This window comes from Streptomyces sp. NPDC041784 (assembly GCF_055591025.1).
In genome coordinates this window covers 104,424-120,814 of the sequence record NZ_JBVJAB010000017.1, presented here as the reverse complement: position 1 = coordinate 120,814, position 16,391 = coordinate 104,424, and the positions used below count along the sequence as shown (strand labels likewise).

Genomic DNA, 16,391 nt, shown 5'->3' with positions numbered 1-16,391 from the left:
CCGAAGTGTGAGGCAAGACATGACTGCAACCACCGACAAGGTCGTTGAAGCGCTGCGGGCGTCCCTCAAGGAGACCGAGCGCCTGCGACAGCAGAACCGCGAACTCGCCGCAGCCGCCCACGAGCCGGTCGCCGTCGTCGGCATGGCCTGCCGCTACCCCGGCGGCGTCGACTCGCCCGAGGCCCTCTGGCGACTGGTGACCTCCGGCGGCGACGGCATCTCCGGACTGCCCACCGACCGCGGCTGGGACCTCGACGGGCTGTACGACCCCGATCCGGAGACCTCCGGCACCACCTACGTCCGCGAGGGCGGCTTCCTGCACGACGCCGGGGACTTCGACCCCGCACTGTTCGGGATCAGCCCGCGCGAGGCGCTGGCCATGGACCCCCAGCAGCGCCTGGTGCTGGAGACCTCATGGGAGGCGCTGGAGCGGGCGGGCATCGACCCCACCGCGTTGAAGGGCACCCGCACCGGCGTCTTCGCCGGCGCCAGCCACCAGTACTACGGCCCCCGGCTCCACGAACCGGCCGAGGGCGTCGAGGGACACCTGCTCACCGGCAGCGCGACCAGTGTCCTCTCCGGTCGCGTCGCCTACGCGCTCGGCCTCGAAGGCCCCGCGGTCACCGTGGACACGGCGTGTTCCTCCTCGCTGGTCGCCCTCCATCTGGCCGCCCAGGCCCTGCGGTCGGGCGAGTGCACCCTCGCGCTGGCCGGCGGCGTCGCCGTGATGGCAACGCCCGGCCCGCTGGTCGAGTTCAGCCGCCAGCGCGGCCTGGCCAGGGACGGCCGCTGCAAGGCCTTCTCCGCCGACGCGGACGGCATGGGCATGGCCGAGGGCGTCGGCATGCTCCTCCTGGAGCGGCTGTCCGACGCCCGCCGCAACGGCCACCGGGTGCTCGCGGTGATCCGCGGCTCGGCCGTCAACCAGGACGGCGCGTCCAACGGCCTCACGGCGCCGAACGGCCCCTCGCAGCAGCGCGTGATCCGCCAGGCGCTCGCCAACGCCCGGCTCTCGGCCGCCGAGGTGGACGCGGTGGAGGCGCACGGCACCGGCACCAGGCTGGGCGACCCGATCGAGGCCCACGCCCTGCTGGCCACCTACGGCCAGGACCGGGAACAGCCGCTGTGGCTGGGCTCGGTGAAGTCCAACATCGGGCACAGCCAGGCCGCGGCCGGTGTCGCCGGTGTCATCAAGATGGTGATGGCGATGCGGCACGGTGTGCTGCCGCGCACCCTGCACGTGAACGAGCCCTCGCCGCAGGTCGACTGGTCGGCGGGCGCGGTGGAGCTGCTGACGCGGGCCCAGGAGTGGCCTTCGGCGGGCCGGCCCCGGCGGGCCGCGGTGTCGTCGTTCGGTATCAGCGGCACCAACGCGCACACCATCATCGAGCAGGCGCCGGAGCACGTGGACGCCGACGAGCCCGTGCCGTCGGAGACCATGCCGGTGGTGCCCTGGGTGCTGTCCGGCCGCACGGAGGCGGCTCTGCGGGCGCAGGCCGAGCGCCTGGCCGCGCACGTACGGGCCCACCCGGAGCTGGAGACGGGCGACATCGCCCTGTCCCTGGCGACCTCCCGCACGGCACTGGACCACCGCGCCGCGCTGATCGCCACCGATCGTGAGGACCTCCTGGCGGGTCTGACGGCACTGGCCGAGAACCGCGAGACCCCCACCCTGCGACGGGGTGAGGTCGCCCGGGACGGCCTGACGGCGTTCCTGTTCACGGGGCAGGGGGCGCAACGGTCCGGTATGGGGCGTGAGTTGTACGAGGCGTTCCCGGTGTTCGCCGAGGCGTTCGACGCGGTGTGTGCCGGGTTCGAGGGCCGGCTGGAACGGCCGTTGCGGGACGTGGTGTTCGAGGACGGTACGGCTCTCGACCGGACGGTGTACACGCAGGCGGGGCTGTTCGCCCTTGAGGTGGCGCTGTTCCGGCTGCTGGAGTCGTGGGGTGTGGTGCCGGACTTCCTGGCCGGGCACTCGATCGGCGAGCTGTCGGCGGCGCATGTCGCGGGGGTGTGGTCGCTGGCGGATGCGTGTGCGGTGGTGGCCGCGCGGGGTCGGTTGATGCAGGCGTTGCCGGAGGGCGGCGCGATGGTGGCGGTGCAGGCGACCGAGGCGGAAGTGGCGGCGGCCCTGGTCGACGGTGTGTCGATCGCCGCGGTCAACGGCCCGTCGTCCGTGGTGGTTTCGGGTGACGAGAAGGCCGTCGAGCAGATCGCCGCGGGCTTCGCCCAGCAGGGTCTCAAGACCAAGCGGCTGACGGTCTCCCACGCCTTCCACTCGCCGCGCATGGAGCCGATGCTGGCCGAGTTCCGGCACGTGGCCGAGGGGGTGTCGTACGAGTCTCCGCGCATCCCCGTCGTGTCGAACCTGACCGGTGTGCTCGCCACCGCTGACGAGCTGTGCGACCCGGAGTACTGGGTCCGCCATGTCCGTGAGGCCGTCCGGTTCGCCGACGGTGTTCGGGCGTTGGCCGAGGACGGCGTGACGACGTTCGTCGAACTCGGTCCGGACGGGGTGCTGTCGGCGATGGGGCAGGAGTGTCTGCCCGAGGGGTCCACGGCCGTGCTGGTGCCGGTGTCGCGCCGAGACCGGGCCGAGGGGCTGACGCTGACCTCGGCCCTCGTGACCGCCCATGTGCGGGGCGTTCCGGTCGACTGGGCGGCGTTCTTCGCGGGCCGGGGCGCACGGCAGGTGGACCTGCCGACGTACGCCTTCCAGCACGAGCGCTACTGGCTGCGGACGAGCGCCCGGCCCGGGGCCGGTGAGCTGCCCGGTGGCGTGGCGCTGCTGGACCATCCGCTGCTCGGCGCCGCCGTCAGCCTGGCCGGTGACGACCGGCTGCTCCTCCTGGGCAGGCTGGCCGTCGACAGCGAGCCGTGGCTCGCCGACCACGCGGTGCTGGGCCCGGTGCTGCTGCCGGGCACGGCGTTCGTGGAGCTGGCCCTGCGCGCCGGTGATCAGGTCGGCTGCGACCGGCTGGACGAACTCACCCTGGAAGCCCCGCTGATCGTGCCGGAGGACGGGGCGGTCGAACTCCAGCTGGAGGTGGGCGCCGCCGACGCCTCGGGCCGCAGGCCGGTGACGCTGCACTCGCGTCCCGTGTCCGCGTCGCCCGACGACCGGCCGTGGACCCGGCACGCGGGCGGGGTGCTCTCCGCCACCGCACGGGACACGGCACCCGTCGAGGCCGGCGGCCCGGTCTGGCCGCCGAGCGGTGCCGAACCGGTCACGCTGGACGGCTTCTACGACCGACTGGCCGGCCTGGGCCTCGCCTACGGCCCGGTGTTCCAGGGCCTGCGGTCGGTCTGGCGGCGCGGCGGCGAGGTGTTCGCCGAGGTCGCGCTGCCGGAGGCGGCGGCCGCGCAGGCCGCGCGGTTCGGGCTGCACCCGGCGCTCCTCGACGCCGCCCTGCACGCCCTCGGCCTCGGCGACCTGGTCGGCGAACCGCACCGCGTCCAGCTGCCCTTCGAGTGGCGTGGCGTCTCGCTGCACGCCACCGGCGCGCCCGCGCTGCGGGTCCGGCTGTCCTCGGCGGGCGCCGACGGCATCGCCCTGGACATCACCGACGGCCTGGGCCGCCCGGTGCTGACCGTGGAGCGGCTGGTGCTGCGCCCGGTCACGGCGGAGCAGCTGGCGCAGGCCCGCGTGGACCACCACGACGCGCTGTTCCGGGTGGAGTGGACCGCGCTGCCGACGGCGGACGGGGCTTCCTCCTCGCAAGGGGGCCTGGACTGGGTCCTGTTGGGCGCGCCCGACGACGGTACCGACACCAGTGCGGGCGACAGCACCGACGCCATCGCGGACGCCATTGGGGACGACGGCACCGACGTCGGCCCGCAGTGGTACGCCGACCTGGCCGCCCTCGGCGCGGCGGTCGACGCGGGCCGGGCGGTTCCCGAGACGGTCGTCCACCGGATCGCCCCCGGTACTCGGCAGGCCTCTCTCGCCGACGCCGGGTACGCGGCGGCCTGCGCGGCCCTGGACCTGATCCAGGCCTGGCTGGCCGACGGCCGGTTCGCGGCGTCCCGGCTCGTGCTGGTGACCGCCGGCGCCGTCGCCGTGACCGGCTATGAGGACGACGTCCAGGACCCCGCCGCGGCAACGGTGTGGGGACTCGTGCGCTCGGCGCAGTCGGAGCACCCCGGTCGGCTCGTGCTGCTGGACGCCGAGCACGTGTCGGCCACCGCCTTGAGCCGCGGCGAGCCGCAACTCGCCGTACGCGACGGCGCCCTGCTGGTGCCCCGCCTCGCCCGGGCGGCACGCGCCGACAGCGGCACCGACCTCGCCCTGGACCCGGCCGGCACGGTACTGATCACCGGCGCCACCGGCGCGCTGGGCGGACTGCTCGCCCGCCACCTGGTCACCGCCCACGGCGCCCGGAACCTGCTGCTGACCAGCAGGAGCGGGGCCCAGGCCACGGGCGCGGCGGAACTGGAGGCGGAGCTCTCCGCGCTGGGCGCCACGGTGACCCTCACGGCCTGCGATGTCGCGGACCGGGACGCGCTGGCCGCCCTGCTGGCCGGCATCCCGGCCGAGCACCCGCTCACCGCCGTGGTGCACGCCGCGGGCGTCCTGGACGACGGCCCCGTCGACGCGCTCACCCCCGAACGCCTCGACCGCGTGTTCCGCCCCAAGGCGCACGGCGCCGCGCACCTCCACGCGCTCACGCGGCACCTCGACCTGTCGGCGTTCGTGCTCTTCTCCTCCGTCTCGGGAGTCGTCGGCAGCCCCGGACAGGGCAACTACGCCGCCGCCAACGCCTTCCTCGACGCCCTCGCCGCCCACCGTCGCGCGCAGGGCCTCCCCGCCACCTCGCTGGCCTGGGGCCTGTGGGCGAGCGCCGAGGGGATGACCGGCACCCTCGGCGAACACGACCTCGCCCGGATGCACCGCGCCGGCCTGCTCCCGCTGACCGCCGAGGAAGGGCTGGCCCTGTTCGACGCGGCCTGCGCCCGCCCCGACGCCGCACTCGTCCCCGCGCGCCTCGACCTGGCCGCCGTACGGCGGACCGGTGTGCCCTCTCCGCTGCTGCGCGGCCTGGTCCGCGGCCCGGCACGGCGCGCGGCCGACGCCACCGGTACGGCAGCGGCGGCGGGGCCGGGGTCACTCGCCCACCGCCTGGCCGGGCTGCCCCCGGCGGACCGGGACCGGCTGCTCCTGGACCTGGTCCGCACCGAGACCGCCGCCGCCCTGGGCTTCGCGGGCCCCGACGAGGTGCCCACCGGGAAGGCCTTCAAGGAACTCGGCTTCGACTCCCTGACCGCCATCGAACTGCGCAACCGGCTCAACACGGCCACCGGCCTGCGGCTGCCGGCCACGCTGGTCTTCGACTACCCCACGCCCACCACGCTCGCGGACTTCCTGGGCAGTGAACTCCTCGGCAGCGAACTCCTCGGCGACGCCGACCGGACACACCTCGCGCCGTCCACCACGATCGCGACCGCCGTGCACACCGACGACCCGATCGCGATCGTCGGCATGGCCTGCCGTTACCCGGGCGGCGTCGGCTCGCCGGAGGACCTGTGGCGTCTGGTGTCGACCGGCGCCGACGGCATCGGCGGGTTCCCGGCCGACCGCGGCTGGGACCTGGACAACCTGTACGACCCCGACCCCGACCACCCCGGGACCTCGTACACCCGCGAAGGCGGATTCCTCTACCGCGCCGGGGACTTCGACGCCGGACTGTTCGGCATCTCCCCGCGCGAGGCGCTGGCGATGGACCCGCAGCAGCGGCTGCTGCTGGAGACCTCCTGGGAGGTCTTCGAACGGGCGGGCATCGACGCCGGCACGCTGAAGGGCAGCCGGACCGGTGTGTTCGCCGGCGTGATGTACCACGACTACGGCGCACGCCTGAGGACCCTGCCGGACGAGGTCGAGGGTTTCATCGGCACCGGCACGTCCAGCAGCGTCGTCTCCGGGCGCATCGCCTACACCTTCGGCCTCGAAGGCCCGGCGGTCACCGTGGACACGGCGTGTTCCTCGTCCCTGGTCGCCCTGCACCTGGCCGTGCAGGCGCTGCGCAACGGGGAGTGCGAGCTGGCGCTGGCCGGTGGCGTGACGGTCATGTTCACCCCGGGCACGTTCGTGGAGTTCTCCCGGCAGCGCGGTCTGGCGGCCGACGGCCGGTGCAAGTCGTTCGCGGACGCGGCGGACGGGACGGGCTGGGGCGAGGGCGTCGGCATGCTGCTCGTGGAGCGGCTCTCGGACGCCGAGCGCAACGGCCACCGCGTGCTGGCGGTCGTGCGCGGCTCGGCGGTGAACCAGGACGGCGCGTCGAACGGCCTGACGGCCCCGAACGGTCCGTCGCAGCAGCGGGTGATCCGGCAGGCGCTGGCCAACGCGGGTCTGTCGACGGGTGATGTGGACGTGGTGGAGGCGCACGGCACGGGGACCCGGCTGGGTGACCCGATCGAGGCGCAGGCGCTGCTGGCCACGTACGGGCAGGACCGGCCGGAGGACCGGCCGCTGTGGCTGGGCTCGATCAAGTCGAACATCGGGCACACGCAGGCGGCTGCCGGTGTGGCGGGCGTGATCAAGATGGTGATGGCACTCAGGCACGGTGTGCTGCCGCCGACCCTCCACGTCGACGAGCCCTCGCAGCAGGTGGACTGGTCGGCCGGCGCGGTGGAGCTGCTGACGGAGGCCCGGGAGTGGCCTTCGGTGGACCGTCCGCGTCGGGCGGCGGTGTCGTCGTTCGGGATCAGCGGCACCAATGTCCACACCATCGTCGAGCAGGCTCCGGAGCGGGTGACGGCGAAGGAACCGGTGACGACGGCACCGGCTACGACGGTGACCTCGCCGGTGGTGCCGTGGGTGCTGTCCGGCTCCTCCGCGCCGGCGCTGCGGGAACAGGCCGCGCGCCTCGTGGCCCACCTCGACCGCCACCCCGAGGCCGACATCTCGGACACGGGACTGTCCTTGGCCACCTCCCGCATGCCCCTGGGACACCGGGCCGCTGTGGTCGGCGCCGACCGGGAGGACTTCCTGTCCGGGCTCGCCGCCCTCGCCCGGGGTGAGGACGCGCCGGGCGTGGTGAGCGGTTCGGCGCTGGACGGCGGCCGGGTCGGGTTCCTGTTCACGGGGCAGGGGTCGCAACGGGCCGGAATGGGACGGGAGTTGTACGACTCCTTCCCGGTCTTCGCCGAGGCGTTCGACGCGGTGTGCGCACGGTTCGACGGCCAGCTGGAACGGCCGCTGCGGGAGGTCGTGTTCGAGGGTGGACCGGCCCTCGATCAGACCGTGTACGCCCAGGCGGGGCTGTTCGCCCTTGAGGTGGCGTTGTTCCGGCTGCTGGAGTCGTGGGGTGTGCGGCCGCAGGTGCTGCTCGGTCACTCGATCGGTGAGCTGGCGGCGGCGTACGTCGCGGGTGTGTGGTCGCTGGACGACGCGTGCACGCTGGTGGCCGCCAGGGGCCGTCTGATGCAGGCGCTGCCCGAAGGCGGCGCGATGGTGGCGGTGCAGGCGACCGAGGCGGAGGTGGCGGCGGCCCTGGTCGACGGTGTGTCGATCGCCGCGCTCAACGGCCCGTCGTCCACGGTGATCTCGGGCGACGAGGACGCCGTTCTCGCGGTCGCGTCCGCCTTCGCTCAGCAGGGTCGCAAGACCAAGCGGCTGACGGTCTCCCACGCCTTCCACTCCGCGCGCATGGAACCGATGCTGGCGGAGTTCCGGCAGGTGGCGGAGGGGCTGTCGTACGAGGCTCCGCGCATCCCCGTGGTGTCGAACGTGACGGGCGAACCGGCCACCGCCGACGAGCTGTGCGATCCGGAGTACTGGGTGCGCCACGTCCGCGAGGCGGTCCGCTTCGCCGACGGCGTCCGCACTCTCGTCGGCCAGGGCGTGACCACGTTCGTCGAACTCGGTCCGGACGGTGTGCTGTCCGCCCTGGGCCAGGACGGTGTGGCCGAGACGGACGCGGTGTTCGTGCCCGTGTCGCGCCGTGACCGTGCCGAGGGGCTGACCCTGGCCTCGGCCGTCGGGGCGGTCCATGTGCGGGGCGTTCCGGTCGACTGGGCGGCGTTCTTCGCGGGGCGTGCCGCAGAGCGGGTGGACCTGCCGACGTACGCCTTCCAGCACGAGCGGTTCTGGCTGGTCGGTGGACGCTCCGCCGGGGACGCGGAGAACGGCGTGCTGGGCGCGGCCGGGCACCCCTTGCTGGACGCGGCCGTGGAACTGCCGGACACCGGTGGGCTGTTGCTCATCGGCAGGCTGTCGCTGGACACCCACCCGTGGCTCGCCGACCACACCGTCCTGGGTTCGGTTCCGCTGCCGGGCACGGCGCTCGTGGACCTGGCCGTATGGGCGGGGGACCAGGTCGGCTGCGGCCGCATCGCGGAGCTGACGTTCGAGAGCCCGCTGATCGTGCCCGAACAGGGCGCTGTACAGATCCAGTTGGCGGTCGGTGACGCCGACGAGGCGGGGCGGCGCTCCCTCACCGTGTACTCCCGGCCGGGGGACGCGACCTTTGACGGCGACGGCCGGACGTGGAGCCGGCACGCCGAGGGACTGCTGACCCCGGATCACACGGCGGACGACACCCCGGACGACCCCTCGGCCGGCGCCGAAGCGCTGCCCTGGCCGCCCGTGGATGCCGAGGCCGTGCCGGTCGACGGGCTCTACGAGAGCCTGGCGGACCGGGGGCTGGCCTACGGGCCCGTCTTCCAGGGGCTGCGGGCCGCCTGGCGACGGGACGGTGACCTGTTCGCCGAGGTCGCCCTGCCGGAGGACCTGGCCGACGAGGCCGGCCGGTACGGACTGCACCCGGCGCTGCTGGACGCGGCGCTGCACGCCGTCGGCCTGGGCGGCCTGCTCGACGACACCGGTCAGGCGCGGCTGCCGTTCTCGTGGTCCGGGGTGAGCCTGCACGCGACGGGCGCCACCGCGCTGCGGGCCCGGTTGTCCCGGTCGCCGGGGTCGTCCCGCACCGGAGCGGACGCGCTGGCGCTGACGCTCACTGACACCTCCGGCCTGCCGGTCGCCACCGTCGACGCGCTGACCGTACGGCCGGTGGACGCCGAGCGGTTCGACGCCGCCCGGCCGGCAAGCCACGGGGCGCTCTTCCGCCTCGAGTGGCCCGCCCTGCCGGACACCGCCGTCGGCGCCGAAGCCGCGCGGTCGTGGGCGGTGCTCGGCGACGGGGACGCGCTGCCGCCGTACCCGACCGTCGCGACGTACCGAAGCCTGGCCGAGCTGGCCGAGGCGGCCGTCGCGAGCGGGCCGCTGCCGGACGTCGTACTCGCTCCCGCGCCCGCTGAAGCGGGTGGCGACGGCATGCCCGCGCGTGTGCACACGGCGGCCCGGTGGGCGCTGGAGCTGACGCAGGCCTGGCTGGCGGACGACCGCTTCGAGCAGGCCCGTCTGGTCGTGGTCACGCGCGGCGCGGTCGCCGTGGACGCGGGCGAGGACATCGCCGACCCGGCCTCGGCCGCCGTGTGGGGGCTGGTGCGTTCGGCGCAGTCGGAGCATCCGGAACGGTTCGTGCTGGTCGACCTCGACCCGGACGACGACGAGACGGTCACGGCCGTGGCAGCGGCGCTCGCCTCCGCCGAGCCGCAGGTCGCCGTCCGCGCGGGCGCCGTACGAGTGCCCCGGCTGGCCAGGACGAGCACGGTACCGGAGACCGGCGCCTGGGACACCGACGGCACGGTGCTCGTCACCGGCGGCACCGGTGCGCTCGGCGCGGTCGTGGCCCGGCATCTGGTGGCCGAACACGGCGTGCACGACCTGCTGTTGACCAGCCGCCGGGGCCTCGACGCTCCCGGCGCGGCGGAGCTGCGGGACGAACTGACCGCGCTCGGCGCCCAAGTGACCGTGGCCGCGTGTGATGTCGCGGACCGGGACGCGCTGGCGGAGCTGCTGGCGGACATCCCGGCGGAGCGGCCGCTGCGGGGCGTGGTGCACACCGCCGGTGTGCTCGACGACGGCGTGCTCGGCGCGCTGACCCCGCAGCGGCTGGCGGGTGTGCTGCGTCCCAAGGTGGACGGGGCCTGGAACCTGCACGAGCAGACCCGGGACCTCGGCCTGTCGGCGTTCGTGCTGTTCTCGTCCGTGGCCGGGGTGCTGGGCGGAGCAGGTCAGGCGAACTACGCCGCCGCGAACGCCTTCCTGGACGCGCTCGCCGTCCACCGGCACGCGGCCGGGCTGCCCGCCCGGTCGTTGGCCTGGGGCCTGTGGGAGCACGCGGGCGGCCCGGCGGGCGGCATGGCGGGCACCCTGGACGACGCGGACCTGAACCGACTGCGCCGCTCCGGGCTCACGGCACTGACCCTCGCCGAGGGCATGGCCCTGTTCGACGGCGCGGCCGCCGCCGGCTCTGGCGCCGAACCGGTCATGGTCCCGATGCGCCTCGACACCGCCGCGTTGGCCACCGAACCGGCGACGGCGGTCCCCGCGCCGCTGCGCGGCCTGGTGCGCAGGCCCGCCAGGCGGCGGTCGGACACCGGACCGGCCACCGCCGGCCGGCTGTCGCTGAAGGCACGGCTGCTCGCCCTGCCGGACGCTGACCGCACCCGTACGCTGCTGGAACTGGTCCGGCGCGAGGTCGCGACCGTTCTCGGACACGCGTCCGGCGACCGGATCGAGGCGGGCCGGGCCTTCACCGAGCTGGGCTTCGACTCGCTCACGGCGGTACAGCTCCGCAACCGCCTCACGACGGCCACGGAACTGCGGCTGCCCGCGACCCTGGTCTTCGACTACCCGACCCCGGCCGCGCTCGCCGACCACATACGCACCGGTCTGCTGGGCGACGACGAGGACGAGCGGGACGGCGCGGCACCCGCCCGCACGGCCACGGCGGACGAGCCGATCGCGGTCGTCGGCATGGCCTGCCGCTACCCCGGCGGCGTCGCGTCGCCCGAGGACCTGTGGCGGCTGGTCGCCACCGGCGGCGACGGCATCGGCGGATTCCCCACCGACCGGGGCTGGGACCTGGAGCGGCTCTACGACCCCGACCAGGACAGCACGGGCACGTCCTACGCACGCGACGGCGGATTCCTCTACGACGCGGCGCAGTTCGACCCCGGATTCTTCGGCGTCGTACCGCGCGAGGCGCTGGCCATGGACCCGCAGCACCGGCTGCTGCTGGAGACCTCCTGGGAGGCGTTCGAACGCGCGGGCATCGACCCCGGCACGCTGAAGGGCAGCAGCACCGGCGTCTTCGCCGGGATCATGTACCAGGACTACGCCTCCCAGGTGGGGGTCCTCCCCGAGGGCGTCGACGGCTATCTGGGCTCCGGCACGTCCGGCAGCATCGCCTCCGGCCGGGTCGCCTACACCTTCGGGCTGGAGGGCCCGGCGGTGACGGTGGACACGGCGTGCTCGTCCTCGCTGGTCGCCCTGCACCTGGCCGCGCAGGCGCTGCGCAACGGCGAGTGCGAACTGGCGCTGGCGGGCGGCGTGTCCGTGATGTCGACGCCGACCACGTTCGTGGAGTTCTCCCGGCAGCGCGGCCTCGCGGCCGACGGCCGGGTCAAGGCGTTCTCCGCCGAGGCGGACGGCACCGGACTGGCTGAGGGGGCGGGCATGCTGCTCGTGGAGCGGCTGTCGGACGCGGAGCGCAACGGCCATCCGGTCCTCGCGGTGATCCGCGGCTCGGCGGTCAACCAGGACGGCGCGAGCAACGGCCTCAGCGCGCCCAACGGCCCTTCCCAGCAGCGGGTGATCCGGCAGGCGCTGGCCAACGCGGGTCTGTCGACGGGCGATGTGGACGCGGTGGAGGCGCACGGCACGGGCACCCGGCTGGGTGACCCGATCGAGGCGCAGGCACTCCTGGCCACGTACGGGCAGGAGCGGCCGGAGGACCGGCCGCTGTGGCTGGGCTCGATCAAGTCGAACATCGGTCACACGCAGGCGGCTGCCGGTGTGGCGGGTGTGATCAAGATGGTGATGGCGATGCGGCACGGTGTGCTGCCGCGCACGCTGCACGTCGACGAGCCCTCGCGGCAGGTGGAGTGGTCCGCGGGTGCGGTGGAGCTGTTGACGGAGGCGCGGGAGTGGCCTTCGGTGGACCGTCCGCGTCGGGCGGCGGTGTCGTCGTTCGGGATCAGCGGCACCAACGCGCACACGATCATCGAGCAGGCTCCTCCGGAGCGGGTATCGGCCGAGGAACCGGTCACGACTGAATCGGTTACGCCTGAATTGGTTTCGCCGGTGATCTCGCCGGTGGTCCCGTGGGTGGTCTCCGCCCGGACGGGCGCGGCCCTGCGTGCGCAGGCCGAGCGGCTGCGCGCGCATGTGCTGGCCGCGCCGGAGCTGGATCCGGCCGACGTGGCTCTGTCGTTGGCGACCTCGCGGGCGGCGCTGGAGCATCGGGCGGCGCTGGTCGCCGCCGACCGGGACGGGTTCCTGGAGTCCTTGGGTGCGTTGACCGAGGGCCGGGGAGTGCTGGGACTGGTCCAGGGCGTGGCCGGCGAGGACGTCCAGGTGGGGTTCCTGTTCACGGGGCAGGGCTCGCAACGGGCCGGTATGGGGCGGGAGTTGTACGACACCTTCCCCGCCTTCGCCGAGGCGTTCGACGCGGTGTGCGCGCGGTTCGACGGCCGGCTGGAACGGCCGCTGCGCGAGGTCGTCTTCGAGGACGGGTCCGCTCTCGACCGGACGGTGTATGCGCAGGCGGGGTTGTTCGCGCTCGAAGTGGCGTTGTTCCGGCTGCTGGAGTCGTGGGGTGTGCGGCCGCAGGTGCTGTTGGGTCACTCGATCGGTGAGCTGGCGGCGGCGCATGTGGCGGGTGTGTGGTCGCTGGACGACGCGTGCAGGCTCGTGGCCGCGCGGGGCCGTCTGATGCAGGCGCTGCCGGAGGGCGGCGCGATGGTGGCGGTGCAGGCGACCGAGGCGGAGGTGGCGGCGGCCCTGGTCGACGGTGTGTCGATCGCCGCGGTCAACGGCCCGTCGTCCGTGGTGATCTCGGGTGACGAGGACGCGGTGCTGGCCGTCGTGGCAGCGTTCGAGGGCCGCAAGACCAAGCGCCTGACGGTCTCGCACGCCTTCCACTCGTCGCGCATGGAGCCGATGCTGGCCGAGTTCCGCGAGGTGGCCGAAAGCCTCTCGTACGACACTCCGCGCATCCCCGTCGTGTCCAACCTGACCGGCGAGCCGGCCACCGCCGACGAGCTGTGCGACCCGGAGTACTGGGTGCGCCATGTCCGCGAGGCGGTCCGCTTCGCCGACGGCGTCCGCACCCTCGCCGAGCACGGCGTACGCACGCTGATCGAACTCGGCCCGGACGGTGTCCTGTCCGCCATGAGCCAGGAGTGCCTGCCCGACGGCGTCGAGGCTGCTGCCGTCCCGTTGTTGCGCGCCGGACGCCCGGAGGCCGAGACCCTGACCACCGCCGTCGCCCACGCGCACACGCGGGGGGTCCCGGTCGCCTGGCCGGAGTTCTTCGCGGGCCGGGGCGCACGGCGGGTCGAGCTGCCGACGTACGCCTTCCAGCGGGACCGGTACTGGCTGGCCCGTGGCCGGGCCGTCGGTGATGTGGAGGCCGTCGGGTTGGGGGCGGCGGGCCATCCGCTACTGGGTGCCGCCGTCGAACTGCCGGACACCGGTGGGCTGTTGTTCACCGGGCGGCTGTCGCTCGACACCCACCCGTGGCTCGCCGACCACGCGGTCATGGGCACGGTTCTGCTGCCGGGCACGGCCTTCGTCGAGCTGGCCCTGCGCGCGGCGGACCGCTCCGGATGCGACGAGGTGGCGGAACTGACCCTCGAAGCACCGCTGGTCCTGCCCGAACAGGGCGGGGTCCGCTTCCAGTTGCTGGTGAGCGGGCCGGACCGGGACGGGCGGCGCGACTTCAGCGTGCACTCGCGCCCGGACCGGGCGGCGGACGACGAGGAATGGACCCGGCACGCGGCCGGCGTCCTGGCCGTCTCCGGGGCCGTCGAGGCTCCGTCCGTCGAGTGGGCGGTCTGGCCTCCGGCGGGGGCGACGCCGTTGCCCGTCGACACCCTCTACGAGCGGGCCGCCCAGGCCGGATTCGGGTACGGGCCGGTGTTCCAGGGACTGCGGGCCGCCTGGCGCCTCGGCGACCAGCTGTTCGCCGAAGTCGCCCCGGCCGGGGACACCCTGGCCGGTACGGATCTGTTCGCCCTGCATCCGGCGCTGCTGGACGCCGCCCTGCACGCCCTCGGGCTGAGGGCGGACGCCGCCACCGGACTGCCGTACGCCTGGTCCGGGGTGCGGATGCACGCCGCCGGAGCCACCGCCCTGCGGGTGCGGCTGTCGGTCGCGGAGTCCGGGGCCGTGGCGCTGGACGTCGCGGACGGGAGCGGCCTGCCGGTGGCCACGGTCGACTCCCTGACGCTGCGGCCGGTGACCGAGGAGCAGCTGAGGACCGCCCGGGGCGGCCACCGGGACGCCCTGTTCCGGCTCGGCTGGGTCACGGACACGGCTGTGACGACACCGGCCCCCGAGGCCGTGACCTGCGCCCTCGTCGGGCCGGACACCCTCGGCCTGGCCGACGGCCTGCGGGCGCACGGGGTCCACGTCCCGGCGTATGCGGACCTGGCACCCCTAGGCACCGAATCGCCGGAACTGGTCTTCTTCGATGCCTCCGACCCGCGCTTCGGCACCTTGGAGGCCGTCGCCTCCGACCCGCGTCCCGGTACCCCCGAGGTCGTCGCCTCGGTCACCGGCGCGGTTCTCGCGGTGGCCCGGCAGTGGCTGGCCGAGGACCGGCCGGCGGGGGCCCGGCTGGTGGTGGTGACCCGCAACGCGGTCGCCACCGGAGAGCTGGGCGAACCGTCGCCGGACCTGGCGCAGGCCGCCGTCTGGGGCCTGGTGCGGTCCGCGCAGTCGGAGCATCCCGACCGCTTCGTGCTGCTGGACCTGGACGGACACGACGCGTCCTGGGGCGGGCTGGCCGAGAGCGTCGGCACCGGCTTCCCCGAACCGCAGCTCGCGCTGCGCTCCGGCACCGTCCACCTGCCGCGCCTGGAACGCATGGCGGGTGAGGACGGCGGCACCCGTGCCTGGGACGCCGGCGGCACCGTGCTGGTCACCGGCGGTACCGGTGCGCTCGGCGCGGTGGTGGCCCGCCATCTGGTGGCCGAGTACGGCGTACGCCATCTGCTGCTGACCAGTCGCCGTGGCGCGGCGGCGCCGGGCGCGGTGGAGCTGACGGCCGAACTGGAGGCGCTGGGCGCCTCGGCGCGGGTGGCGGCGGTGGACGTCGCGGACCGTGAGGCGCTCGCGGGGCTGCTGGCCGGGATCCCGGCCGAGCACCCGCTGACCGCCGTCGTGCACACCGCCGGCGTCCTCGACGACGGCATGCTGGCCACCTACGGCCACGACCGGCTGGCCGGGGTGCTGCGGCCCAAGGTGGACGCCGCCTGGCATTTGCACGAACTCACCCGGCACCTCGACCTGTCGGCGTTCGTGCTGTTCTCCTCCGCCACCGGGGTCTTCGGCGGTGCGGGACAGGCAGCCTACGCCGCGGCCAACTCCTTCCTGGACGCCCTCGCCCGGTACCGGCGCGACCAGGGCCTGCCGGCCACCTCGCCGGCCTGGGGGCTGTGGGACCAGGGCGACTCGGGCATGGCCGGCGGCCTGACCGAGGCCGACGTGGCCCGCATCCGGCGGCTGGGCATGACCCCGCTGTCCGTCCCCGAGGGCCTGGCGCTGTTCGACGCCGTGCACGCCGGCGACGAACCGGTGCCGGTGCCCGTACGGCTGGACGTGGCGGGCCTGCGGGCCCGTGCCGCCCGGGGGAGTGCGGTACCGGCGCTGCTGCGCGGGCTGGTGCCCGTGCCGGTCCGGCAGGCGGGGCCGGCGGACGCGTCCGCGGCGTCGGACGGTCTCGTCCGGCAGCTGGCCGGGCTGTCGGAGGGCGAGCGGGAGCGCACCGTGCTCCAGGTGGTGCGCAGGGAGGCGGCCGCGGTCCTCGGGCACGCCACCCTCGAGGCGTTCGAGCCCGGGCGCGGTTTCATGGAGGCCGGGTTCGACTCGCTGACCGCCGTCGAACTGCGGACCCGGCTGGCCTCGGTCACCGGGCTGCGGCTGCCCGCCACCCTGCTCTTCGACCATCCGTCCCCGGCCGCCCTCGCCCGCCACCTCGGCTCGGAGCTGGCGCCCGCCGCCCCGGCCGGATCCCTGTCGGTCGCCGACGACCTCGACCGGCTGGAGGCCCGGCTCACGGAGATCGCCGACGATCCGGCCGAACGGGTCCGGGCCGTGCTGCGGCTGGAGGCCCTGCTGTCCAAGCTCGGCACCGCACGCGGCCCGGGAAGCGGCCCGGAGGAGCCGGCCGACGGCCTCGACGTCGTGGACCGGCTCGAATCGGCGACCGACGACGAACTCTTCGACCTGATCGACAAGGACCTCGGTCTCTCATGAGCCGCCCGGCGAACGAATCCCGTCCGGTCGACGAACCCCGTCCGGCGAACGAACCCCAACGCCT

Annotated in this window: 1 protein-coding gene; it reads left to right on the top strand. The window is 74.7% G+C overall.

Annotated elements, in window-relative coordinates; translation table 11 throughout:
* Positions 1-7: 7 nt before the first annotated feature.
* Positions 8-16,327, top strand: coding sequence for a type I polyketide synthase (locus tag ACZ6D7_RS31705; RefSeq protein ID WP_469498208.1), 16,320 nt, complete (start codon positions 8-10; stop codon positions 16,325-16,327).
* The last annotated feature ends 64 nt before the right edge of the window (positions 16,328-16,391 follow it).